Below are 22,320 nucleotides of genomic sequence, written 5' to 3' on the forward strand. Positions count from 1 at the left end.
ACGCTTGCCCTTTTATGTCGGGAACCGACCTTTGGAGGGGAGCGGACCTTGGCCGAACACCAGACCCTGACGCGCGCGGACCTGTGTGAAGCGGTGCACGAGGAAGTCGGCCTTTCCCGGCAGGAGTGCTCGTCGCTGGTCGAGCGGACGCTGGAGCTGATCATCGAGTCGCTCGAACGCGGCGAAACCGTGAAGCTGTCCGGTTTCGGCGTATTCCAGGTGCGCGAGAAGCGCGCCCGCATGGGCCGTAATCCCAAGACGGGCCAGCCGGCGGCGATCCATCCGCGCCGGGTCATCAGTTTCCGCGCCTCGCAAATCATGAAGGGCCGGGTTCACGACGCCGTCGTGCCCGCCTGACGCCTGTGACCAAGGGCCCCAACGCCTTCCGGACGATTTCAGAAGCCTCTGACGAAGTCGGCGCGCCCCAGCATGTGCTGCGTTTCTGGGAGACGAAATTCGCATTCCTGACGCCGCTGAAGCGGGCCGGGGGACGGCGGTTCTACCGGCCGCAGGACATTGTGGTGCTGAAGGCCGTCAAGCGGCTGCTCCACGAGGAAGGCCTGACGATCAAGGGCGTGCAGCGGCTGCACAAGGAACAGGGGCTCAAGCGTCTGGCCCATTACGGCGACCCCGACGGGACAGTGACGTTCGAGCCGGAAGGCGCTGCGCCCGCCGCTGTTTCGACCTCCGCCGCCAACCCGTCGCCCGCCGCGCCATCGTCCATCCGCCTGCGTCAGGTGCTGGCCGAACTGGAGGGCGCGCGGGCTCGTCTGGAAGCCGTCCTGTCGAGAAGCGCCTGAGGGCTGTTTTTTCGGTTTGCGGCGCCGCGAACCCCGTCTATAGGGAGCGCCTCTCGGAGCGTGGCGCAGCCTGGTAGCGCACTTGACTGGGGGTCAAGGGGTCGCAGGTTCGAATCCTGTCGCTCCGACCATTTTCCTCGCGAAAACGGTTGGTTGAAGGGGTCGCCTCAGGGCGGCCCCTTTGCAATTGGCGGTCTACCGCCTGCCGCCGCCCTCGGCCCAGCGGAACAGCGGATACAGAGGCACGCCCCAGCCGACGCCGGCGATGGCGTAGACCAGCAGGTCGATCAGCGGCGAGGCCGGCAGCAGCCCCCGGATCGCGATCGCGCCCCAGATCCAGACGACGAGGAAGGCGATCACGCCCAGCATGGCGACGAATCGGCGCGTGCGCGGACCCATGGTCAGCGCTTGCTGCGGAACAGGAAGAAGCCGCCCAAGGCCAGGGCCGAGGCGGCCAGAGACCAGCCGACCCAGCCCCATTCGTCCATCGTGCCGATGCCGAAGACCCGAATGGCCAGGAACCAGCCGGCGACGGCGGCGACGCCTGACACCAGCGAGGTGGCGAACAGGCCGCGACGGCCGGTGAACAGGTCGGCCAGCCAGGCCAGGGCGAAGGCGCCCAGAACGGCGATGGCGATGTCGGCGTACTGCAAGGGCCTCTCCTGACTTGTGGCGATGCGACGCCGAAAAGCGACTCGATCTCGCCGCGCCGGGCGGGCATACCGCTCAGTCCGGCGTCGGACCAGTGACGCGCCGGCACTGTAACGGTCAGGACGGCAGGCGTCGAATGAAGCGTTTCATCGGGGGCGATCAGAGCCGGGCCGTCGCCATCTGGCTGTTCGCCTGCGCCGCGCTGGTGTTCGCCATGGTGGTGGTGGGGGGCGTGACGCGCCTGACCGGGTCCGGGCTGTCGATCACCGAATGGAAGCCGATCATGGGGGCCCTGCCGCCCATGAACCCGACCGACTGGAACGAGGCGTTCGAGAAATATCGCGCCATCCCGCAATACGCCCAGGTCAACGCCGGCATGAGCATGGGCGAGTTCCAAGGCATTTTCTGGTGGGAGTGGGCGCACCGTCTGCTGGGCCGGCTGATCGGGGCGGTCTTCTTCCTGCCGTTCGTCGTGTTCCTGCTGCTGCGAAAGATTCCGAGACGGTTGATCGCGCGCTGCGCCGTGCTGCTGGCGCTGGGCGGGCTGCAGGGGTTCATCGGCTGGTGGATGGTGTCGAGCGGGCTCTCGGAGCGGGTCGACGTCGCGCCGGAACGGCTGGCGACGCATCTGGGTCTGGCGCTGCTGATCTTCATGGGCCTGATCTGGACCGGGCTGGAGGCCTGGAACGGGGAGGCGCATTCGCGGGCGCCCCAGGGATGGAGCCGGGGCGCGGCCGTCCTTCTGGGCGCGGTCTTCGTCCAGTGTCTGCTGGGCGGCCTGGTGGCGGGGGCCAAGGCGGGGTTCGTCTATACCGACTGGCCGATGATGAACGGGGCGGTTCTGGCGCCGGTGGACTGGGGCAAGGGCGCGCTGGCCTTCCTGCACGACCAGGCGCTGGTGCAGTTCAACCATCGGATCTGGGCCTATGCCCTGCTGGCCGGGAGTACGGTCTATGCGGTGCAGGCCTGGCGCTGGCGGCTGGCTGAGGGGCTGGGCGTTTCGGCCTTCGTCGTGGCCGGCGTGCTGTGGCTGCAGGCGCTGCTGGGGGTGGTGACGCTGGTTCACGCCGTGCCGCTGTGGCTGGGCGCGCTGCACCAGGCCGGAGCGGTGCTGGTGCTGACGGCCGCGACGGTGAACCTGTGGCTGGTGCGGCGCTCGCAGGCGCGGCTGTTTACGTCCGGACCGAGGTCCAGGGGCCTCTGATCGCGAGCGTGACGCCGGGGTACATGATGTTGACGAACATCACCTGACCATCGGGAGAGAAGCAGGCCCCGGCGAACTCGGAGTTGCCGGTGAAGACGTTACGGCCGAGCGTATAGACCTTGCCGTCGGGCGTGACGCCTTTCAGGTGGTTGCGCAGGTCGGCGGAATAGTTGTCCTCGCAGACGATCAGATGACCCCACGGCGCGACAACGATGTTGTCGCCCATGTTCATGGTCCGGATGTCGGCGCTTTCGAAGAAGAGCTGGAGACGCCCGGGTCGACGGACTTCGCCCCGCGCGCCTTCAGCAGGCGAGGGGACGTAGCGCATGATCTGGCCGCGCTGGAGCGGCCCGCCGGACGTCGCGGTCATGTACAACTCGCCGTCGCCCCAGAATACGCCCTCTCCGCGGGCGACGAGGGCGGCGCCCGCGGCATGGCCTCGCCGGCGCAGGTCGCCGTTGGGCGATTCCACGTCTTCCATGTCGACCCAGACGACTTCGCGCCAGTCGTTCACCGCCCATTCGCGGGTCTCGTGATTGCGGGTGTCGGCGGCAGGCTTGCCCCGGATCGCCATGGCCTGAAGCCGGCCCCCGTCCGCCAGCTTTCCAGGCGTCGTGGGGATGAAGCGGTAGAACAGGCCGTCAACCTTGTCTTCGGTCAGATAGACGACGCCCGTCCGGGGATCGACGCAGACCGCTTCGTGCTCGAACCGGCCCATGGCCTTGAGCGGGACCGGATCGACAAGGCCGACCGCGTTGGCCGGCACTTCGAAGACGTACCCGTGGGCCTTGGTCACATCGGCGTCGGCGGACGTCTGTTCGGTCTCTTCGCAGGTCAGCCAGCTGCCCCAGGGCGTACGGCCGCCGGCGCAGTTGGTGCTGGTGCCGGCGAGGGAGAGATGCTGGCTCACAGTCTGCCGGGTTGCGAGGTCGTAGACGAGCGTGGTTGTGCCCCCCGGCAGAACCCGGCCGTCCTTGTAGGTGTCGTAGGCGCGAGCCGCGTCGAGCCGATCGATCCGTTCCTGATGGAAGCCGCCGGGGCCGAGATTCCGGTGCAGGGCGCTGGAGCCCTTGAGTTCGTGATTGCGGACCAGGGCGAGCTTGCCGCCGCCGAGATCGAAACAACCCATCCCGTCCGGCTGACCCGGGACGAACAGTCCGTCGTCCATGGTGTCGCCGCTCTGGGAAATGACCTGGTAGGTGAACCCCTCCGGGAGGTCGAGAAGGCGGTTCGGATCGGAGACCAGGGGGCCGTAGCCGGGGACCTCGTTGACGTAGGTTTCCTCCGCCGCAACGGTTTGGGCGTGGACGCTGCGGGCCAGTCCGGCGAAGGCGAGAGCGGCGGTGGAGCCAGCGATCAGATCACGACGATGGGGACGCATGGAGACTCCGGGCTGATGGCCACGCTTATGACGGGGGAGGGCGTCGCGGTCATCATGGTTCTGTGACGGACGTGCGTCGGCCGCTCAGTCCTTCAGCGCCCGCCCCGCCACTACAGCCCTGGCTCCGAACCTTGCCCGCAGGGCGTCGATAGCCGTCTCGGTCTTCAGGGCCCGCGTTTCCACGGTGTCGAAGAGGGCTGGTGCATCGACGGCGTCGACAACCTCGCCCATGCCGATGCCGATCAGCCGGTAGGGCCGGCCCAGTTCAGGGGCCATCAGGGCGCGGCCGGCGGCGAACAGGGCGCGGGCGGTCTGGACGGGTTCGGGCAGGGACACGCGGCGGGTGACGATCTTGAAGTCCGTGCGGCGCAGTTTCAGCACGATGATCCGGCTGGCGACGCCGTCGCGGCGCGCCTTGGAGGCCAGTTTCTCGCACAGGGGCCAGAGTTCGGCCTCCAGATCCCCGGCCGCGGTCAGGTCCTCGTTGAAGGTGGTTTCGGCGCTCATGCCCTTGCGGTCGTGGGTCGGATTGACCAGGCGGGCGTCGCGGCCGTGGGCGAGGTCGTGCAGGCGCAGGCCCGATTCGCCGTAGCGTTTGACCAGATCGCGAACCTCGGCGGCGGCCAGATCGCCGACGGTGGCGTAGCCGTCGCTGTTCAGGGTTCTGGCGAAGACGGGGCCGACGCCGGGCAGGATGCGGATGGATTTCGGGGCCAGGACGTCCTTCGCCTCGGAACCGAGGACGGAAAACCCCCGCGGCTTGTCGAGTTCGGACGCCACCTTGGCGAGGAAACGGTTGGCGGCCAGGCCGATCGACACCGTCAGGCCGGTGTCCTGCTCGATCTGTTTCTGCAGGCGAATCAGCTGCCATGCAGGCGGACCGCCGTTCAGTCGCTCGGTGCCGGCCAGACCGATCCAGGCCTCGTCCAGCGACAGGGTCTGGACCAGAGGCGTCAGCTTGCCGACGGCGCCGAAGATGGCTTCGCTGGCGGCGATGTATTTGCGGAAGTCGGGTTTGATGACGACGGCCTCCGGGCAGGCCTTCAGCGCCTTGAACATCGGCATCGCCGAATGGATGCCGTACTGGCGGGCGACGTAGCAGCAGGTCGAGACCACGCCGCGCTTGCCGCCGCCGACGATGACGGGCCTGTCGCGTAGTTCGGGCCGGTCGCGCTTCTCCACCGAGGCGTAGAAGGCGTCGCAGTCCAGATGGGCGATGGTCAGCTGGTCCAGCTCGTCGTGGCAGACCACGCGGCGAGAATCGCAGGCCGGACACCGGTCGACCTGATGGTCTCCGGTCCAGAGGCAGTCGCGGCAGATGGCGCGGATCGGCACGTCAGGGGTCCTGTGGCAGCGCTTCACCCCAACTTAAGACCCGTGGGGGCACAGTGCACGAAGAAGGCGACAAGCCTCCGTGCAGCCGCACTCCATGAGGCGACAGGCCAGGTGATGATGTCCAAGAAAGTCCTCATCGTCGAGGATAACGAGCTGAACATGAAGCTCTTTCATGATCTGCTCGATTCCCAGGGCTACGAGACGCTGCAGACCCGCGAAGGTCTGCAGGCTCTGGCCCTGGCGCGCCTGCACAAGCCCGATCTGATCCTGATGGACATCCAGCTGCCGGAAATCAGCGGCCTGGAAGTGACCAAATGGCTGAAGGACGACGAGGAACTGAGCCACATCCCCGTCGTCGCCGTCACTGCCTTCGCCATGAAGGGCGACGAGGAACGCATCCGCCAGGGCGGGTGCGAGGCTTACATCTCCAAGCCCATCTCGGTGATGCATTTCCTCGACGTGGTTCGGAAACATCTGGGGTAGGGATCGATGACGGCGCGTATTCTCGTTGTTGACGACGTCGAGCCGAACGTCCGCCTGCTCGAGGCCAAGCTGACGCTCGAATACTATGAGGTGCTGACCGCCTGCGACGGCGTGACGGCGCTGCAGATCGCGTCGGACGAACGGCCCGACATCATCCTGCTGGACGTCATGATGCCCGGGATGGACGGGTTCGAGACCTGCCGGCGGCTGAAGGCCGATCCGGTGACCCGCCATATCCCCGTCGTGCTGGTGACGGCGCTGGATGGGCGCGAGGACAAGATCAAGGGACTGGAGGCCGGGGCCGACGACTTCGTCACCAAGCCGATCGACGACGTGGTCCTGTTCGCCCGGGTGAAATCGCTGGTGCGGCTGAAGTCCGTGATGGACGAGTTGCGCGAGCGCGAGGAAAGCGGACGCAAGCTGGGCGTGGACACCGACGGCGCGGGGCGTCTGCGCGGTTCGGGCGGGCGGGTGCTGATCGTCGACGACAACCGGCGCCAAGCCGAGAAGATGGTCGAACACCTGGCCGGCGAGCACCGGCCGACGGTGGAGGCCGACCCGGCCGCGGCGCTGATCGCGGCGCGGGGACCGGTCGATCTGATGATCGTCAATGTGTCGAGCTCGGAGTTCGACGGCCTGCGGTTCGTGGCCCAGGTGCGGTCGACCGAGGCTTCCCGCCGCCTGCCGATCCTGGCGGTCGTCGATCAGTCCGACCGGCCGCGCCTGCTGAAGGCGCTGGAACTGGGGGTCAACGACATCCTGCCCCGGCCCGTGGACCCGGAAGAGCTGGAAGCGCGGACGCGCACCCAGATCAAGCGCAAGCGATACGCCGACTTCCTGAAGCAGAAGCTGGACTACAGCCTGGAGATGGCGGTCACCGATGCCCTGACGGGGCTGCACAACCGCCGCTACATGGCCGGTCAGCTGCAGGGACTGATGAACCGGGCCGGGCAGGGCGGCGAGGGTGTGGCCGTGCTGGTGATGGATATCGACCACTTCAAACTGGTCAACGACGGCTTCGGCCACGACGCCGGCGACGAGGTGCTGCGCGAGTTCGCGGTGCGTCTGGCGACCAATGTGCGGGCCATCGACCTGCCGTGCCGTCTGGGCGGCGAGGAGTTCGTGGTGGTCATGCCGGGGGCGACCATGGATGACGCAGTGCGGGTCGCCGACCGTATCCGGCGCGACGTCGCCTCACAGCCGTTTCCGATCATGAACGGCGCCGAGGGACTGACGATCACGGTCTCGATCGGGGTGGCGTCCAGCGACGGCAACGGCGATACGCCCGAGGCCCTGCTGAAGCGGGCCGACGAGGGTGTCTACGAGGCCAAGGCCCACGGCCGGAACCAGGTCATCGCGCGGGCCGCCTGACGGCTGCTAGCGGCTCATCCAGGGCCTGGACTTGCCGGCAGTGATCCGCGCGGCCTGTTCGCGCTGGAAACGGCCGCCGCGGGGCGGCTTCTCCCGGGCCTCGATCGCCGCCTTCTTCAGCCGAAGCGCACGTTGGACGGGGCTCTCGTCCGGCGTTTCGGGCGCGGGGTGTTCGTCGGTCTGGTCACTCATTCAGGCATCCTGGCACGGCAAAGAAAAACGCCCGGTGTTTCCACCGGGCGTCTTCAAATCCAGCAGGGCGTTGCCCTTACTTGATCTTGCCTTCCTTGAACTCGACGTGCTTGCGCACGACGGGGTCGTACTTCTTGACCACCATTTTCTCGGTCATGGTGCGGGCGTTCTTCTTGGTGACATAGAAGAAGCCGGTGTCGGCCGTGGAGTTCAGGCGGATCTTGATGGAAGCCGGTTTGGCCATCGGGAATTACCTCTGCGACGGCGAAAGCCGCTAAAATAAGAGGCGCGGAACATACTCAGGCGCGACCGGAAGTCAACGGCGACTTGCGGGCTTCCACTCACCGAGCTTCCGGACGGTGGCGCAGGCGGGCGAACCGTCCTTGCCGCGGCCGGGCAGATGGACCTCCAGAACGGCGCCGGGCGTCAGCAGGGCGGGCGGGATGTCGTGGATGTCGATCTTGGCGCGGCGGCTCCACGGGCTGGCGTGGTCGCCCGCTGAGATGCCGATGCGGATATAGACGAAGCGGCGCGTCGGGCCCTCGCGGCGCACGAAGGGGCCGGTCATGCGGCCGTCGGGGTGGAGGGTGATGGGGGCCTCGAACGAGATCGGACCGTCGCCGGCTGTGACCGGCTCGAACGGCATGTCGTCCTTCTGGAGGCTGTAGCGCACTCCGGGGACCGGATCGTCGATGGTGAGGCGAAGCGTCACGGTGTCAGCCATCCGGGCAGGTTAGGCGAGACGCGCCTGTCATGCGAGGCTGGGGACATGAAACAGATCGCCGCCCTCGCCGCCGCCGCCATCGCCCTGTCCGCCTGCGCCACCGCGCCGGTCCCGGCCTCGCCGCAGGACGCCTTCTTCGCCAGTCTGAGGGCCCTGTGCGGCCAACGGTTCGAGGGACGGGTGGTGACGACCGACGCCGCCGACGCCGACTTCGCCCGGTCGCGGCTGCTTATGCATGTACGGGACTGTTCGACGAACGAGGTGCGGATCCCGTTTTGGGTCGGCGAGAACCGGTCGCGGACCTGGGTCATCACCCGGACGGCCTCGGGCGTGCGGCTCAAGCACGATCACCGGCATGAGGACGGGACCGAGGACGAGCTGAGCCAATACGGCGGAGACACGACGGACGCCGGAACGGCGACTCGCCAGGAGTTTCCCGTCGACCAGTTCTCGAAGGACCTGTTCACCCGCCGCAACGCGACGGTGTCGAACACCAATGTCTGGGCGGTCGAGGTCCGGCCTGCGGAGATATTCGCCTATGAACTGCGCCGGCCGAATCGCTATCTGCGGGTCGAGTTCGACCTGACGCGGCCCGTTGCGGACTAGCCCGCCGCCATCACGCCGCAGACCACCCGGTCGCCGGCGCCGCCGATGGGCTGGCTGGTCTGGTCGTCCATATTGGCGTGAATCACCAGGGCTGAGCCGTCAGCATCCCACAGCCACTGGCCGGGGCCGTTGCGGGCGATGCGGGCGCGGGTGGTGAAGACCTCGGCGTTCACCCGCCCTTGCGCGTCAGCGAAGATATTGGGCAGGTCGCCGTCGTCGGGGCCGCCGGCGTTGAGCAGGCCGTGAGGCGCCTTGGGGTCGCCATGGTTGATGTGGCCGCCCGCCGAGGTGAAGGGCGCGGCGCACTGGCCCGTGGCGTGGATGTGGACGCCGTGCCAGCCGGGGGTCAGGCCCTCGGCCTCGATACGGATCAGCAGGCCGGTCGCCCCCTGCGTCAGTATGGCCCGGCCGACGCGAGCGCCGCTCGCATTCATCAAGGTCGCCTCGCCGAAATCTCCGGGGGACGCGCGGTCGGGACCAGCCGAATAGTCGTTGGCGGTGACGCTGACGCAGGCGCCCAGGGCGGCCATCAGGGGCAGGGCGGCGAGGGCGGAGAGGCGGGCGAGGCGCATGGTCTGGAATCCTTGTCTGGGCGGAGCGTTTCCGGCGGCCTGGCTTTGCCACGTGGGTCTCTGGATGCTAGAAAACCCGTTCGCGGATCACGTTCCGATTCCGGCCATTTAAAGCCTGATTTCCTTGACTGACGACAGCTATAACGACGCGCTTCCCCCGGCTTCGGGCGGCGGCGGCGGCGACATCTCCACCATCACCATCGAAGACGAGCTGAGGCGCTCGTATCTCGACTACGCCATGAGCGTGATCGTGAGCCGCGCCCTGCCGGACGCGCGCGACGGGCTGAAGCCCGTGCACCGCCGCATCCTGTATTCGATGCACGATCTGAAGATGACGCCCGACCGCGCCTATTCGAAATGCGCGCGGGTCGTCGGCGACGTGCTGGGGCGGTTCCACCCGCACGGCGACGCCTCGGTCTATATGGCGCTGGTGCGCATGGCCCAGCCGTTCTCGATGGGGCTGATGCTGGTCGACGGCCAGGGCAATTTCGGTTCGGTCGACGGCGATATGCCGGCCTCGATGCGATACACCGAGGCCCGGATGGCGCCGGCGGCCTCGGCCCTGCTGACCGACATCGACAAGGACACGGTCGACTTCCAGCCGAACTATGACGAGAAGGAGCTGGAGCCCGTCGTCCTGCCGGCGCGAATTCCGAACCTGCTAGTCAACGGCGCGGGCGGCATCGCCGTCGGCATGGCGACCAACATCCCACCCCATAACCTCGGCGAAATCATCGACGCCTGCGTGGCGCTGCTGGACGATCCGAACGTCAGCGACGACGCCCTGCTGGACATCGTGCCCGGTCCCGACTTCCCGACCGGCGGCGAGATCATGGGCCGCACAGCGCCGCGCAACGCCCTGCGCGACGGCCGCGGCTCCGTCATGGTGCGCGGCCAGGCGACGATCGAGACGATCCGCAAGGATCGCGAAGCCATCGTCGTCACCCAGCTGCCCTATCAGGTCAACAAACAGACCCTGATCGAGCGCATCGTCGAAATGGTCCGCGAGAAGCGGATCGAGGGCATCAGCGACGTCCGCGACGAATCCGATCGCGACGGCATGCGGATGGTGATCGAGCTGAAGCGCGACGCGTCCGCGGATGTGGTGCTGAACCAGCTGTGGCGGTTCACCGCCATGCAGAGCTCGTTTGGCGTCAACATGCTGGCGCTGAACCACGGCCGCCCCGAGCAGATGGGCCTGCGCCAGCTGCTGGAAGCCTTCCTGGAATTCCGGGAAGAGGTTGTCGTCCGCCGCATCAAGTTCGAACTGGCCAAGGCCCGCGATCGCGGCCACGTGCTGGTCGGCCTGGCCGTGGCCGTGGCCAATATCGACGAGGTCATCCACATCATCCGCAGTTCGGCCGACCCGGCCGAGGCGCGCGAGCGGCTTCAAGGCAAGAGCTGGCCGGTGGGCGACATGATCGCCCTGGTGGAGCTGATCGCCGATCCGCGCTCGATGCTGGTCGACGGCGACAAGCTGAACCTGACCGATGAGCAGGCGCGGGCCATCCTGGGCCTGACCCTGAGCCGCCTGACCGGCCTGGGCCGCGACGACATCTTCGGCGAGGCGCGCGGCCTGGCCGAGATCATCCAGGGCCACCTGACCCTGCTGAGCGACCGCGCCAACATCCTGGCCGTGATCCGCGAGGATCTGCTGCTGGTGAAGGAGGAGTTCGCCGTTCCGCGCCGCACCCTCATCGGCGAAGGCGATTTCGAGCTGGAAGACGAGGACCTGATCCCGCGCGAGGACATGGTCGTGACGGTCACCCACGGCGGCTACGTCAAGCGGGTGGCGCTGAACGCCTATCGGACCCAGCATCGCGGCGGCAAGGGCCGTTCGGGCGTGGCGATGAAGGAGGACGACGCCGTCGTCGGCGTCTTCTCGGCCTCGACCCATACGCCGGTGCTGTTCTTCGCCACCAACGGCAAGGCGTACAAGCTGAAGACCTGGCGGCTGCCGCTGGGCAATCCGCAGTCGCGCGGCAAGGCCTTCGTCAACCTGCTGCCGATCGAGCCGGGCGACAGCATCATGAACGTCCTGCCCTTGCCCGAGGATGAGGCGGACTGGGCCAACTACGACATCATGTTCGCCACCAAGTCGGGCGACGTGCGCCGCAACAAGCTGAGCGACTTCGCCACCGTCAACCGGGCCGGCAAGATCGCGATGAAGCTGGAGGACGGCGATCACATGGTCGGCGTCGCCCTGTGCACCGCCGAGGACGACGTCATGCTGACGACCGCCCTGGGCCGCGCGATCCGCTTCAAGGCCGACGACGTGCGCGTGTTCAAGGGCCGGGATTCGACCGGCGTGCGCGGCGTGCGGCTGCAGAAGGATGACGAGGTGATCTCCATGGCCGTGCTGGGCCGGGTCGATGCGACGCCGGACGAGCGGGCCGCCTATGTCAAACACGCCTCGGCCATGCGCCGGGCGACGGACGGCGACGAAGAGGCGCCGGCGGTCGAGGCCGACGAAGAGGGTGGCGAAGGCTCGGCCGACGCCGCGCTGAGCGTCGAGCGGATCGCTGAACTGGGCGCGGCCGAGCAGTACATCCTGACCGTCACCGACACCGGCTTCGGGAAGCGCTCCTCGGCCTATGAATACCGGCGCACCGGGCGCGGCGGGCAGGGGCTGACGGCCCACGGTCTGGGCGGCCGCGCGGGTACGCGCCTGGCGGCGTCTTTCCCGGTCGAGGACGGCGACGAACTGCTGCTGGTCACCTCCGGCGGGCAGATGATCCGCACACCGGTGGCTCAGGTCCGTATCGTCGGCCGGTCCAGTCAGGGCGTGACCATCTTCCGCACCGCCGAAGGGGAGCGTGTCGTCTCGGTCGAACGGCTGCCCGACAGCGGCGGCGGCGATGACGAAGCGGGGGAGGCCGAGGTCCCGGACAGCGAGGGCGGCGAAAGCTGATCCATGACGGGCGCCGTTGAACCGAGTGTCGACGGCGCACCGGCCACGCCGGAGGATCTGACCCAGGTGGCGCTGGTCAACTACGGCGCCTACACCTCGTTCGGGGTGGAGCAAGGCGGCGTTCGAGGGCTGGACCTGCATCTGGAGCGGCTTGAAGCCGAGGCGGTCGAACTGTTCGGCGAACCGGTCGGGGAGACACGTCTGCGTGAGTGGATGCGGTCGGCCGTCGCGGGGCGCGAGGCCTGTTGGCTGCGCGTCAGTCTGTTTTCGCCGGAGATCGGACCACGAACGCCGGACTGGCACGGCCGGCCCAGTGTCATGACCGCGGCGTCGCCGCCGGCTCGGCCATTGGCGGATAGCGTGCGCTTGCAGGTTCAGACCTATGCCCGCGAAGCGCCGCATCTGAAGCATGTGGCGACGTTCGGCCTGATCCGCGCACGTCGGCTGGCGCGCGCCGCAGGCTTCGACGATGCCCTGTTTGTGGATTCGGAGGGTTATGTTTCAGAGGGAAGCCTATGGAACATAGGATTTATCTCTGGAGATGAGGTGATCTGGCCTCAGGCGCCGATGCTCGCGGGAGTCGCGCAGGCGCTGGTGCAGCGCGGCCTGCGCCAGTCAGGTCTGACGGGCAGGACCGCGCCGGTTCATGTCGACAGCCTCGCCGATTTCGACGGCGCCTTCATCTGCAACAGCGCCACCCCGGCCTGCGCCGTGACAGCCATCGGCGATCATGCGTTCGCGACGTCCCCGGCCATGATCGACCGGCTTCAGGCCGCATGGGCGTCGAACCCGGTTCAACCGATCTAGGCTGTGGCGGCGGCGGCTGCTAAACCGCTGGAAAGCGGGGAGGACTGCATGCGCATCGGCCTGTATCCGGGCACGTTCGATCCCGTGACCAACGGACATATGGACATCATCGGCCGCGCAGTGAAGCTGGTCGACAAACTGGTCATCGGCGTGGCCCGCAACGATGACAAGGGGCCGCTGTTCACGACCGACGAACGGGTCGAAATGGTCCGCTCCGAGGTGGCCCATCTGGGCGCCAAGGTCGAGGTCCGGGCCTTCTCCAGCCTGCTGATGCATTTCGCCGAGGACCTGGACGCCAGCATCATCGTGCGCGGCCTGCGCGCCGTGGCGGACTTCGAATACGAATTCCAGATGACGGCGATGAACCAGCGCCTCAATGCCGACATCGAGACGGTCTTCCTGATGGCGGACCCGCGGCATCAGGCCATCGCCTCGCGGCTGGTCAAGGAAATCGCCCGTCTGGACGGCGCGATCGACAGTTTCGTCAGTCCGGCCGTCGCCAAGGCGGTCCGGGACAAGGTCAAGGGATAGAATGAGCCTCAGGATCGCAACCATCGGCGTGTTTTCGATAGCGCTTCTCGCCGCCGGCCTGCCCGCCGCCGCCCAAAACCCCGCCGCCGAATGGCGCGCCGTCGCGCCCGAGAACCTGCTGGTCATCGACACCGCCAAGGGTCGCATCGTCGTCGAGCTGGATCCTGTCGTCGCGCCACTGTCGGTGGAGCGCATCCGGACCCTGGCCGATCAGGGCTTCTACGACGGTCTGAAATTCCACCGGGTGATCCCGGGGTTCATGGCCCAGACCGGAGATCCCCTCGGCACCGGCGCGGGCGGGAGCGAGCTGCCGGACGTCGCCGGCGAATTCCAGTTCCGTCGCGGGCGCGATCTCGGCTTCGTCAATCTGGTCTCCGCGCCAACCGGCCAGCTGGGCATCGCCGGCTCGATGCCGGTCTTCACCCAGCCGGACGCGCAGATGATGGTCACGGCCGACTTCAAGACGGCCGCCCAGGCCCTGTTCTGTCCGGGTGTGGCGGGTATGGCCCGGAATAACGACCCGAACGGCGCCAACAGCCAGTTCTTCCTGATGACCGGGCCCAATGAGACTCTGAACGGCCTGTACACGCCTTTCGGGCGGGTCCTGTCAGGGCTGGACGTGGTCAAGGCGCTGAAGGCCGGAGCCGAGGCCGGAAACGGCCAGGTCGCCGACCCGGACATCATGATCCGCGCCCGGACGGCGGCGGCCATGCCCGAGGGGCAGCGCCCGACCGCGCGCGTGATGACGCCGCGCAGCCCGGCCTTCGCGGCCCTGGTCGAACAGAAACGGGCCGAGCTGGGAGCGCGCTTTACGATCTGTGAGGTCCAGCCCCCGGCCGAAGTGACCGGCGGCTGATCCAGAAATGAGGGGGAAGACGATGCGGCAGTTTCTCGGTCTCGCAGTTCCGGGCGTCCTTTGGGGTCTCCTTGCAGCCGGCGCGGCGAACGCGCAGGATTCGGGCGGTACGCCGCCTCCACCACCTCCTGCGCCGACGCCCGCGACGACGGTCGCCGCGCCCGAATGGCGAACGGCGACCGCCGAGAACCTGCTGGTCATCGACACCACCAAGGGGCGGATCCTCGTCGAACTGACGCCCGAGGCGGCGCCGCTGCACGTGGAGCGGATCAAGCTGCTGGCGCGGCGCGGCTTCTATGACGGCGTGCCCTGGCACAGGGTGATCGATTGGTTCATGGCCCAGACCGGAGATCCGCTGGGCAACGGCGAGGGCCAGAGCCCCTATCCCGACCTGAAGGCCGAGTTCACCTTCCGCCGTGAAGCGACCATGCCGTTTGCCGCCGTGGCCGAGCCGGCCGGGGCCCGGGTCGGCTTCTTCCATTCCCTGCCGGTCCAGACCCAGCCCGATTCCGCCTTCGCCTTGACCGCCGACGGCAAGGTGCACGCCTGGGGGCTGTACTGCCCGGGCGTTGCGGGCATGGCGCGCGACGAGGGCAATGACACGGCCAATAGCCAGTTCTTCATCATGCGGCAGGCCTATCCGGCGCTGGACAAGCGCTACACCATCTGGGGCGTGACGGTGTCGGGGCTGGACGTGGTGCGCAGCCTGCAGGTCGGCGACGGCGACAACGGCATGATGACCGAGGCCCAGCCGGACCGGATGACGCGCGTACGCGTCGCCGCGGACATTCCTGAAGCCGAACGGCCCACGGTTCAGGTTCTGGCGACGGATTCGCCGCGCTTCCGGGCGCTGGTGCAAGAAACCCGCGCGGCGCGCGGCGCCGACTTCTCGGTCTGCGACATCACCCTGCCGGTTCAGGTGGTCAACTAGCCGGTTCGCTCCGGCCGCCGCCGTTCGAACCGCGTCCACGACGACGCCGGCGGGAGGGCGTCCGGGCGGCGCGCATCTGTTGCAGCAGCAGGCCCTCTCTCAGGCCGCGATCCGCGACGCGCACCCGTTCGGACGGCCATGCGCGCTGGACCGCTTCCATGATGGCGGCTCCGGCCAGGACCAGATCGGCCCGATCCGGCCCGATGCAGGATTCCGCCGCCCGGCCCGCGGGCCCGAGGGCCATCAGCTTTTCGGCCGCGCGCTCGCAGTCGCCGCTGGTCATCCACAGGCCGTCGACCAGATTCCGCTGATAGCGGCGCAGGCCCAGATGGATGCCGGCCAGACTGGTGATGGCGCCGGACGTTCCGATCAAATGGCCGCGTCCGCCGGTGAAAATGTCCCGCAGATCCGGGCTGACAGGCGCGGCGGCGAGGGCGCTGCCCATGTCGGCGACCATGGTCTCATACCAGGCGTCCAGTCCCACGTCCGGTTCGGGATGGCGTTCGGCCAGTGTGACGACGCCGACCGGCGCGGACATCCAGCCCTCGAGCACGAAATTCTCGCGACCCTGACGCCTCAGCCAGCTGAGTTCGGTCGAGCCGCCGCCGACGTCCACGACCAGAACCGCCTCGGCCGAATGGTCGAACAGGTTCAGGCAGCCCTCGACCGCCAGCCTTGCTTCCTCGACCGGGTCAATGATCCGGAGTTTGAGGCCGGTGCCCTGACGGACGCGCTCGATGAAGGCCTCGCCGTTGTCGGCCTGACGGCAGGCCTGGGTCGCGACGGCCATCAGCCGGGCGGGGTCGACGCCCTTCTTGGCGACGCGTTCGCCGCACAGGACCAGGGCCTCGTAGGCGCGGTCCATGGCCGCGTCGTCCAGCCGGCCCGTGCGGGACAGGCCTTCGCCCAGACGGACGATGCGGCTGAAGGAATCGACGACGCGAAAGCCATCGCGCGCCGGCCTGGCGATCAGCAGCCGGCAATTGTTGGTCCCCAGATCGAGCGCGCCATACAGGGGCGCGTCGCGACCTGACGCCCCGGTTCCGCCGACGGCGCCGCCCCGGGCGCGCTGTCGGTCGGGCTTTCGGAGCTGGGACCGCTCGTCACGCCGTGGCGCGCCGTCGGTCTCCGGCATGGGCCGAAACTTTCAAGGTGGGCGGTCCGAAACGGCGCCCGTCCCGGACACCTTAGGACCGGCAAATGGTCCGCGCCAAGCGCATGTGACGCGAAAATGAACAGGAGCACGCGCATATGGCTCAGGTTGGGTCCGGCATTCTGCGGCCATGACCCAGTCATCCGTCGCGAAATTCGGCCTCGGCCAGATCGTCCGTCACCGCGACGCCGCCTTCCGCGGCGTTGTGATCGACATCGACGCCAGCCATACGGGCGATCCCGCGGAGACGCGCGAGGCGAGGGCCGATCAGCCCTGGTACAAGGTCCTGGCCATCGGTCCGGACGGCGGCTTCATCGCCTATGCCGCCGAGACGGCGTTGGAGCACGACCCCGAATTGTCGGCGCTGAGCCGGGAAGCCGAGCAGCGCTGGTTCACGGTCGACGCGCAGGGCCGTCACGCGCCGCTAACGCACGCCATTCACTGAGGGCGGCTGGCGTGCCGGCGGCCGCGAGCCTAGATTGGCGGCAAGGGCCAGTCAGAGCCCGTGTTTCCAGGAGGCTTCCATGTCAGATTTCGAGCATGTGTTCGACAAGCCGCCCGAGGGCGCGGCAGCTGACTGGACCATTCCGCAGGACTGGGCGTCCTACACCGACGTCGAGCACCGAACCTGGGACACGCTTTACGCCCGCCAGATGAAAATCCTGCCCGGCCGCGCCGCCGACGTCTTTCTGAAGGGTCTGACGGCCCTGGATCTGAACACGGGCGGCATTCCCGATTTCGCCGTGATGAACCCCAAGCTGCAGGCCCTGACGGGCTGGACCGTGGTCTGCGTGCCGGGGTTGGTGCCGGACGATGTCTTCTTCGACCATCTGGCCAACCGGCGCTTCCCCTCGGGCCAGTTCATCCGCAAGCCGGACCAGCTGGACTATCTGCAGGAGCCGGACATCTTCCATGACGTCTTCGGCCATGTGCCGATGCTCAGCGATCCCGACTTCGCCGACTATATGGAGGCCTATGGCAGGGGCGGGCAGCGGGCGGCCTCGCTGGGCATGCTGCAGAATCTCGCGCGGCTGTACTGGTACACGGTCGAGTTCGGCCTGATGCAGGACGCGGGCGGCCTGCGCATCTACGGCGCCGGGATCGTCTCGTCCGCGACCGAGAGCGTCTTCTCGCTGGAGGATCCCTCGCCGAACCGGCTGGGCTTCGATCTGGAGCGGGTGATGCGGACCCTGTACCGGATCGACGACTTCCAGCAGGTCTATTTCGTCATCGACTCGATCGAGCAGCTGAAGGCCGAGACGCTGAAGGATTTCGGCCCGATCTACGACCGGCTGAAGGGCGCCGACGACATCGCCATCGACGCCATTCTGCCGACCGACCGGGTCTTCACCCGGGGCACCCAGGCCTATGCCGGCAAGGGTGGACGGTTCGCGGCCTGACCGCCCGCCGGCCCTGACCGGGGCCTGACGCCGAGCAACAGCCCCAGCCATCCCGACCGCCGGGCGATCTCATAGGCCGCGAAACAGGCGGCGAAAGTCGCCGTGATGACCAGGCCCGCCTCGACCGGCAGGGGCAGGTTCAGCGGCATCAGATACCAGGCCGCGACGATGATCACCGTCTGGTGGACGATGTAGAACGGGAAGACGCCGACGCTCAGATAACGCAGCACGGGTCCGCCGCGATTCAGATAGCGCGCGCCGTAGCCCATGATGGCGGCGATCCAGGCCCACTGATCGACGGCGTAGACGACCCGCATCGCATTGCGCAGCGCTTCAGGCGGCGCCGCGTCGTCGGCCCGGTAGATCCACGCATAGGTCGCCCACGCCGCCCAGCTGACCAACGCAAGGATCGCCGCGGGCCGGCGCAGCCGCACGAAATTCGCCTTGAGCACCTCCGACCGCGCGATCAGGAAGCCGAACAGATAGGCGCCGAACGACAGGGCGTGGTTATACCAGTCGCCCCAGAAGGCGTGGGTGACCTCGAAGATCGGCGCGAGGGTGAAGCGCAGCACGCCCAGATACAGTATCGGCCAGATCAGCAGGCCCCAGCCGGCGCAGGCCCGTTCGGTCCACCGGCCGAGGACGCCCAGCGGCTTTCCCGGAAGACCGACGAGGGCGGCGACAAGGAGGCCATAGGGCAGGAGGTAGGCGACGAACCAAAGGTGGTTCCAGGTCGGGGTGGTCAGGCAGCCGTCAGCGTCGCACCAGCCCCCGGACGCGGTGGCGTATTTGATCCAGAAGTCCTGCAGCCACGGAGAATGCGCCGGGTCCGCCACGCCCAGTCCCTGCGCCGCCTGGAAGACCTCAAAATAACTCTGGGGCGGAACGATCACGAACATGCCGAAGAGCAGGGCGGGCAGAAGCCGGAGGGTTCGCGACCCGGCCAGCCGTCGGCCGGCGTGTCCGCCCCGGGCTTCAAAGCCGTCGACCATGAAACGCGTCGCCGCTCCCGAAACCACGAACAGCAGGGTCAGCCGCCAGGGACTGGTGATCATCATGAACGGCTGGACCGCCTCGACGATGTGGGGGCTCTTCACGTGGAAGTCCCACGACACATAGAGCATGCCCACGTGGTAGAGAATCAGCAGGAAGAAGGCCCCGACCCGGATCCAGTCGAGGTCGTATCGGCGGAGGGCGCCCGGGGCGGCGGCGGGGGGTAGTGTGGACGACATGGCGGTTTTTCCATGAGCGATGAACGATCCCCCGGGGTCCCATCCGGAGCCGGCGTCGGGCAACCGCGCGGGGACGGACGGGGCAATCGCCGGGACACGGCCGGCCAGGCTGTGACGACCGGCGCGCATCCTGTGACGGGCGGTTGGGTTCGGGCGCCCCTGGATGGCCGCGACCTGCGCACGGCCTGGCTTGTCATCGCACCCGTCACGGCGATCGTGATTTCGGTGAACGCCCTGACCAACCTCAGCGACATGCCCCACATCGCACCGTGGGAGCCGTGGGTCTGGGAGATCAGCAGCGCGATCGCCATCATGTTGGCGATGCCGGTCCCCTGGCTGGCCACGGCCCTGGCGCCGCCCGACGAGGCAGCGGCCGAAGGCTGGCGGCCCAAGGTACGGTTCGTGCTGATCCATCTCGCGGCCCTGCTGGGCTTTTCGGCTTTGCATGTGGCCGGCTTCGTCGTGCTGCGCACGGTCGCTTACGATCTTATGCACGCAGGCCCCTATGAGTTCGGGGACCGGTTCATCTACGAACTGCGCAAGGACCTGATCAGCTACGCCACCTATGTCGGGATCTTCTGGCTGATCGGCTATCTGCGTCGACGGCGTGATGAGCCGGTGCGGCCGGTCAGTTTCGACATCCGCGACGGCGCCCGCATCATCCGGGCGGCCCTGCCGGACATCGTCGCGGTGTCCTCGGCCGGCAACTATGTCGAGTTCTGGCTGGCGGATGGACGTCGCCCACTGATGCGCGCGACGCTCGCGGCCATTGAGGTGGAACTGGAACGGTTCGGCTTCGTCCGGGCGCACCGGTCGTGGCTGGTCAATGCGGGCCGCGTCACCGGCTTGCGACCCGACGGGTCGGGGGACTGGACCGTCGAGCTCGGTCCGATAGAGGCACCGCTGTCGCGCCGCTATCCACGGGCCCTGGAGCGGCTCAGGTCGCCGGGCTGATCAGTCCTCGTGGACGATCAGGCTGCGATGCTTCGTGTCGCGCATGAACAGATAGACCAGCAGCGAGACACCGATCATGCCGGTCACGTACCAGAAGAAGGCGCTCTCGATGCCGTTCGACTTGAACCATAGCGCGACGTATTCCGCGGTACCCCCGAAGGCGGCGTTGGCCACCGCATAGGGCAGGGCGACGCCGAGGGCGCGGATGTGGGCCGGGAACAGTTCGGCCTTCACCACGGCGTTGATGGCCGTGTAGCCGCTGACGATCACCAGCGAGGTCATGGCCAGCAGGAAGGCGACGAACGGGCTGTCGGCGGTCGCCAGGGCCGTCATGATCGGGACAGTGAACAGGACGCCTGACACCCCGAAGGCGATCATCACCGGCTTGCGGCCGATCCGGTCCGACAGGGCCCCGACCGCGGGCTGGAGCAGCATGAAGACGAACAGGGCGGCGGCGCTGATCTGGGTGGCCGTGTCCTTGGAGAAGCCGGTCGTGTTGACGAGGAATTTCTGCAGGTAGGTCGTGTAGGCGTAGAAGGCCAGGGTGCCGCCGGCGGTCAGGCCCAGCACCAGCAGCGCCTCGCGCGGATGTTTGAGGATCAGCAGCAGGGCGCTGGATCTGGGCGCGCCCGAGATGTCGCCCTCGAAGGCGCGGGTCTCGTCGAGGCGGCGGCGCAGCCAGAAGACGACGACGGCCAGGGCCGCGCCGACGAAGAACGGAATGCGCCAGCCCCAGGCCTTGAGATCGGCCTCGTCCATGGTGGTCTGCAGCAGGATCAGCAGCAGCAGGGCCAGCAGCTGGCCCGAGATCAGGGTGACGTACTGGAAGCTGGACCAGAAGCCGCGGCGCTTCGCCGTGGCCATCTCGGACAGATAGGTGGCCGACGATCCGTATTCCCCGCCGACGCTGAGGCCCTGCAGCAGGCGGGCGAACAGCAGCAGGGCGGGGGCGGCGACGCCGATCGTCGCGTAGCCGGGCGTCAGGCCGATAATCAGGCTGCCCGTGCACATCAGGGTCACCGACAGGGTCAGGCCGGCCTTGCGCCCCTTGCGGTCGGAATAGACGCCCATGACCCAGGCCCCGACCGGCCGCATGAAGAAGCCGACGGCGAAGATGGCGGCGGTGCTCAGCAACTGGGCGGTCGAGTCGCCCTTGGGGAAGAAAACCGGGGCGAAATACAGGGTGAAGGCCGCATAGGCGTACCAGTCGAACCACTCGACCAGATTGCCGGCGGATCCGCCGATGATATTGCGCAGGCGGCGGGCGGGGGTCATCGCAGGCTTTCCCACGCCATCCAGGTCCCGATGGCGTAGGTCAGGCCGAACACCAGCACGATGGCCGAACTGACCCAGGCGAAGGTCCCGGCCTGGCCGGTCTGGATGATCACGGCGGGCACGAAGACCACGGCGCGGACCAGATAGACGGCGCTGATCGCGGCCAGGCCGAACCGCAGCAGAGGCAGACGGGGAAACAGGCCCGCGCCCGAGAAGGCGTAGGCCGACCATACGGCCAGCACGGCGGCGATCGCCAGGGTGGTCAGGGTCGCCGATGGCGCGCCCTGTTCGGCCAGCCGAACCATTCGCTTTCCGGCTCCGAAGAAGGCGTACCAGCGAGGCCCGCCGAGGATGACGGCCAGATGCGCCAGAGAGGCCGCGGCGCTGAGCGCGCCGCCGGCCAGCAGCCATGGGTTGAAATTATGCAAGACGCGCTCCCTCAACGCGGCGCATCATCCAGTCGTTTGCCCATTCTGACCAGAGGTACGGGCGCGCCGCCGCGGTCGTCCTCGAAGCGTTCGATCTCGCGATAGCCGTTGGCGACGTAGAGGGGTTCGCCGCCCATGGTGGCGACCAGTTCGACGCGGTCGTAACCCTCGGCGCGGGCGGCGTCCTCGCAGACCCGCAGGATCAGCCGGCCGACGCCCCTGCGGACGAATTCCGGCGCCGTGTACATGGCGCGGACGCGGGCGGCGTCGGTTCCGGGATGCAGCAGGGCGGGCTCCCGGCCCGGGGTGTGGTCGCCGCCATAGGTCGTGATGCGCCGGCTCCAGCCGCCGCAGCCGGCCAGGACGCCGTCGACCTCGACGATGAAATAGGTGCGGTCGGCGATGATCTGGCTGTCCAGCCCCATCAGCCTGCGGCTGGCGGCGATCTGTTCCGGCGTCAGGAAGGCGGCGAGCGGGCCGGAGATGGACCGGTCCATCAGGGCGACCAGGGCCGGGATGTCCG

27 protein-coding genes and 1 tRNA gene are annotated in these 22,320 nt (G+C 67.9%); 15 read left to right on the forward strand and 13 right to left on the reverse strand.

Annotated features, from left to right (window positions below; translation table 11 throughout):
* Nucleotides 1-48 precede the first annotated feature (48 nt).
* From BrevBR_RS12855 to BrevBR_RS12865, 3 genes are all read left to right on the forward strand, one after another.
* Nucleotides 49-357 (forward strand): integration host factor subunit alpha, encoded by a 309-nt coding sequence (locus BrevBR_RS12855; protein ID WP_056614459.1) that lies wholly within the window; start codon nt 49-51, stop codon nt 355-357.
* A gap of 5 nt (nt 358-362) precedes the next feature.
* Complete coding sequence (locus BrevBR_RS12860; RefSeq protein WP_340001212.1) at nt 363-800, forward strand: MerR family transcriptional regulator; 438 nt, start codon at nt 363-365, stop codon at nt 798-800.
* 54 nt (nt 801-854) lie between these two features.
* Nucleotides 855-931 (forward strand) — tRNA-Pro (locus tag BrevBR_RS12865).
* 64 nt (nt 932-995) lie between these two features.
* Here the strand turns inward: BrevBR_RS12865 and BrevBR_RS12870 are convergent.
* Together BrevBR_RS12870 and BrevBR_RS12875 are read right to left on the reverse strand one after the other, a co-directional pair.
* The gene (locus BrevBR_RS12870; RefSeq protein WP_332640346.1) at nt 996-1,199 is read right to left on the reverse strand and encodes a DUF2842 domain-containing protein; all 204 of its coding nucleotides are present in this window, start codon (nt 1,197-1,199) and stop codon (nt 996-998) included.
* Nucleotides 1,200-1,201: 2 nt separating this feature from the next.
* Complete coding sequence (locus BrevBR_RS12875) at nt 1,202-1,453, reverse strand: transglycosylase (protein ID WP_332640347.1); 252 nt, start codon at nt 1,451-1,453, stop codon at nt 1,202-1,204.
* A 134-nt stretch (nt 1,454-1,587) separates the two neighbouring features.
* On the opposite strand from BrevBR_RS12875, the gene BrevBR_RS12880 reads away from it, so the two are divergent.
* Entirely contained in the window at nt 1,588-2,655 is a 1,068-nt protein-coding gene (locus BrevBR_RS12880; protein ID WP_340001213.1) for a COX15/CtaA family protein, read from the forward strand.
* On the opposite strand, the gene BrevBR_RS12885 is transcribed toward BrevBR_RS12880, so the two are convergent.
* The gene (locus BrevBR_RS12885; RefSeq protein ID WP_340001214.1) at nt 2,624-4,036 is read right to left on the reverse strand and encodes an alkaline phosphatase PhoX; all 1,413 of its coding nucleotides are present in this window, start codon (nt 4,034-4,036) and stop codon (nt 2,624-2,626) included. The genes BrevBR_RS12880 and BrevBR_RS12885 overlap by 32 nt on opposite strands.
* Before the next feature lie 84 nt (nt 4,037-4,120).
* Nucleotides 4,121-5,371, reverse strand: coding sequence for a DNA polymerase IV (locus BrevBR_RS12890; RefSeq protein ID WP_340001215.1), 1,251 nt, complete (start codon nt 5,369-5,371; stop codon nt 4,121-4,123).
* Between the two features lie 117 nt (nt 5,372-5,488).
* On the opposite strand from BrevBR_RS12890, the gene BrevBR_RS12895 reads away from it, so the two are divergent.
* Nucleotides 5,489-5,854 carry a response regulator gene (locus BrevBR_RS12895; protein ID WP_055830736.1) on the forward strand — a complete coding sequence of 122 codons (366 nt, stop codon included), beginning with the start codon at nt 5,489-5,491 and terminating at the stop codon, nt 5,852-5,854.
* Nucleotides 5,855-5,860: 6 nt separating this feature from the next.
* Nucleotides 5,861-7,225 carry a PleD family two-component system response regulator gene (locus BrevBR_RS12900; protein ID WP_340001216.1) on the forward strand — a complete coding sequence of 455 codons (1,365 nt, stop codon included), beginning with the start codon at nt 5,861-5,863 and terminating at the stop codon, nt 7,223-7,225.
* Between the two features lie 6 nt (nt 7,226-7,231).
* On the opposite strand, the gene BrevBR_RS12905 is transcribed toward BrevBR_RS12900, so the two are convergent.
* The 3 genes from BrevBR_RS12905 to BrevBR_RS12915 all read right to left on the reverse strand — a co-directional run bounded on the left by BrevBR_RS12905 (nt 7,232) and on the right by BrevBR_RS12915 (nt 8,129).
* A complete protein-coding gene (locus tag BrevBR_RS12905; RefSeq protein ID WP_332640352.1) occupies nt 7,232-7,417 on the reverse strand; it encodes a hypothetical protein in 186 nt (61 codons plus the stop codon).
* 76 nt (nt 7,418-7,493) lie between these two features.
* On the reverse strand, nt 7,494-7,661 hold the full coding sequence (gene rpmG / locus BrevBR_RS12910) for a 50S ribosomal protein L33 (protein WP_003164451.1): 168 nt from the start codon (nt 7,659-7,661) through the stop codon (nt 7,494-7,496).
* 72 nt (nt 7,662-7,733) lie between these two features.
* A complete protein-coding gene (locus BrevBR_RS12915) occupies nt 7,734-8,129 on the reverse strand; it encodes a DUF5990 family protein (RefSeq protein WP_332640353.1) in 396 nt (131 codons plus the stop codon).
* Nucleotides 8,130-8,186: 57 nt separating this feature from the next.
* Between BrevBR_RS12915 and BrevBR_RS12920 the strand changes: the two genes are divergently transcribed.
* On the forward strand, nt 8,187-8,747 hold the full coding sequence (locus tag BrevBR_RS12920) for a hypothetical protein (protein ID WP_340001217.1): 561 nt from the start codon (nt 8,187-8,189) through the stop codon (nt 8,745-8,747).
* Here the strand turns inward: BrevBR_RS12920 and BrevBR_RS12925 are convergent.
* The gene (locus BrevBR_RS12925) at nt 8,744-9,319 is read right to left on the reverse strand and encodes a superoxide dismutase family protein (protein WP_332640355.1); all 576 of its coding nucleotides are present in this window, start codon (nt 9,317-9,319) and stop codon (nt 8,744-8,746) included. The genes BrevBR_RS12920 and BrevBR_RS12925 overlap by 4 nt on opposite strands.
* A 124-nt stretch (nt 9,320-9,443) precedes the next feature.
* Between BrevBR_RS12925 and gyrA the strand changes: the two genes are divergently transcribed.
* The 5 genes from gyrA to BrevBR_RS12950 are packed head-to-tail and all read left to right on the forward strand — an operon-like array spanning nt 9,444 to nt 15,355.
* A complete protein-coding gene (gene gyrA / locus BrevBR_RS12930) occupies nt 9,444-12,230 on the forward strand; it encodes a DNA gyrase subunit A (protein ID WP_340001218.1) in 2,787 nt (928 codons plus the stop codon).
* 3 nt (nt 12,231-12,233) lie between these two features.
* Nucleotides 12,234-13,037 carry an aminotransferase class IV gene (locus tag BrevBR_RS12935; RefSeq protein ID WP_340001219.1) on the forward strand — a complete coding sequence of 268 codons (804 nt, stop codon included), beginning with the start codon at nt 12,234-12,236 and terminating at the stop codon, nt 13,035-13,037.
* Nucleotides 13,038-13,085: 48 nt separating this feature from the next.
* Complete coding sequence (gene coaD, locus BrevBR_RS12940; protein WP_340001220.1) at nt 13,086-13,568, forward strand: pantetheine-phosphate adenylyltransferase; 483 nt, start codon at nt 13,086-13,088, stop codon at nt 13,566-13,568.
* Nucleotide 13,569: 1 nt separating this feature from the next.
* Nucleotides 13,570-14,424 carry a peptidylprolyl isomerase gene (locus tag BrevBR_RS12945; RefSeq protein WP_340001221.1) on the forward strand — a complete coding sequence of 285 codons (855 nt, stop codon included), beginning with the start codon at nt 13,570-13,572 and terminating at the stop codon, nt 14,422-14,424.
* 22 nt (nt 14,425-14,446) lie between these two features.
* Nucleotides 14,447-15,355 (forward strand): peptidylprolyl isomerase, encoded by a 909-nt coding sequence (locus tag BrevBR_RS12950; protein ID WP_332640360.1) that lies wholly within the window; start codon nt 14,447-14,449, stop codon nt 15,353-15,355.
* On the opposite strand, the gene BrevBR_RS12955 is transcribed toward BrevBR_RS12950, so the two are convergent.
* Nucleotides 15,348-16,490: a Ppx/GppA phosphatase family protein gene (locus BrevBR_RS12955; protein ID WP_332640361.1), complete on the reverse strand. Its 1,143-nt coding sequence runs from the start codon at nt 16,488-16,490 to the stop codon at nt 15,348-15,350. The genes BrevBR_RS12950 and BrevBR_RS12955 overlap by 8 nt on opposite strands.
* Before the next feature lie 148 nt (nt 16,491-16,638).
* On the opposite strand from BrevBR_RS12955, the gene hspQ reads away from it, so the two are divergent.
* Entirely contained in the window at nt 16,639-16,953 is a 315-nt protein-coding gene (hspQ, locus tag BrevBR_RS12960) for a heat shock protein HspQ (protein WP_332640362.1), read from the forward strand.
* A gap of 79 nt (nt 16,954-17,032) precedes the next feature.
* Nucleotides 17,033-17,908, forward strand: a complete 876-nt coding sequence (gene phhA / locus BrevBR_RS12965) for a phenylalanine 4-monooxygenase (RefSeq protein ID WP_340001222.1) — start codon at nt 17,033-17,035, stop codon at nt 17,906-17,908.
* On the opposite strand, the gene BrevBR_RS12970 is transcribed toward phhA, so the two are convergent.
* Entirely contained in the window at nt 17,875-19,140 is a 1,266-nt protein-coding gene (locus BrevBR_RS12970; protein WP_340001223.1) for an acyltransferase family protein, read from the reverse strand. The two genes, phhA and BrevBR_RS12970, sit on opposite strands and share 34 nt — an antisense overlap.
* Nucleotides 19,141-19,152: 12 nt before the next feature.
* On the opposite strand from BrevBR_RS12970, the gene BrevBR_RS12975 reads away from it, so the two are divergent.
* Nucleotides 19,153-20,094 (forward strand): LytTR family DNA-binding domain-containing protein, encoded by a 942-nt coding sequence (locus tag BrevBR_RS12975; RefSeq protein ID WP_340001224.1) that lies wholly within the window; start codon nt 19,153-19,155, stop codon nt 20,092-20,094.
* Here BrevBR_RS12975 and BrevBR_RS12980 read toward each other — a convergent pair whose 3' ends face one another.
* From BrevBR_RS12980 to BrevBR_RS12990, 3 genes are read right to left on the reverse strand one after another with little or no spacing between them, the layout of a single operon-like run.
* Nucleotides 20,095-21,369, reverse strand: coding sequence for an MFS transporter (locus tag BrevBR_RS12980; protein ID WP_332640366.1), 1,275 nt, complete (start codon nt 21,367-21,369; stop codon nt 20,095-20,097).
* Nucleotides 21,366-21,797 carry a hypothetical protein gene (locus BrevBR_RS12985; RefSeq protein ID WP_340001225.1) on the reverse strand — a complete coding sequence of 144 codons (432 nt, stop codon included), beginning with the start codon at nt 21,795-21,797 and terminating at the stop codon, nt 21,366-21,368. The genes BrevBR_RS12980 and BrevBR_RS12985 overlap by 4 nt, the downstream gene beginning before the upstream one ends.
* Nucleotides 21,798-21,808: 11 nt before the next feature.
* Entirely contained in the window at nt 21,809-22,294 is a 486-nt protein-coding gene (locus BrevBR_RS12990) for a GNAT family N-acetyltransferase (protein WP_332640550.1), read from the reverse strand.
* Nucleotides 22,295-22,320: the final 26 nt, after the last annotated feature.

The sequence above is a fragment of the Brevundimonas sp. BR2-1 genome (assembly GCF_037626195.1).
In the GTDB taxonomy this organism is placed as follows: domain Bacteria; phylum Pseudomonadota; class Alphaproteobacteria; order Caulobacterales; family Caulobacteraceae; genus Brevundimonas.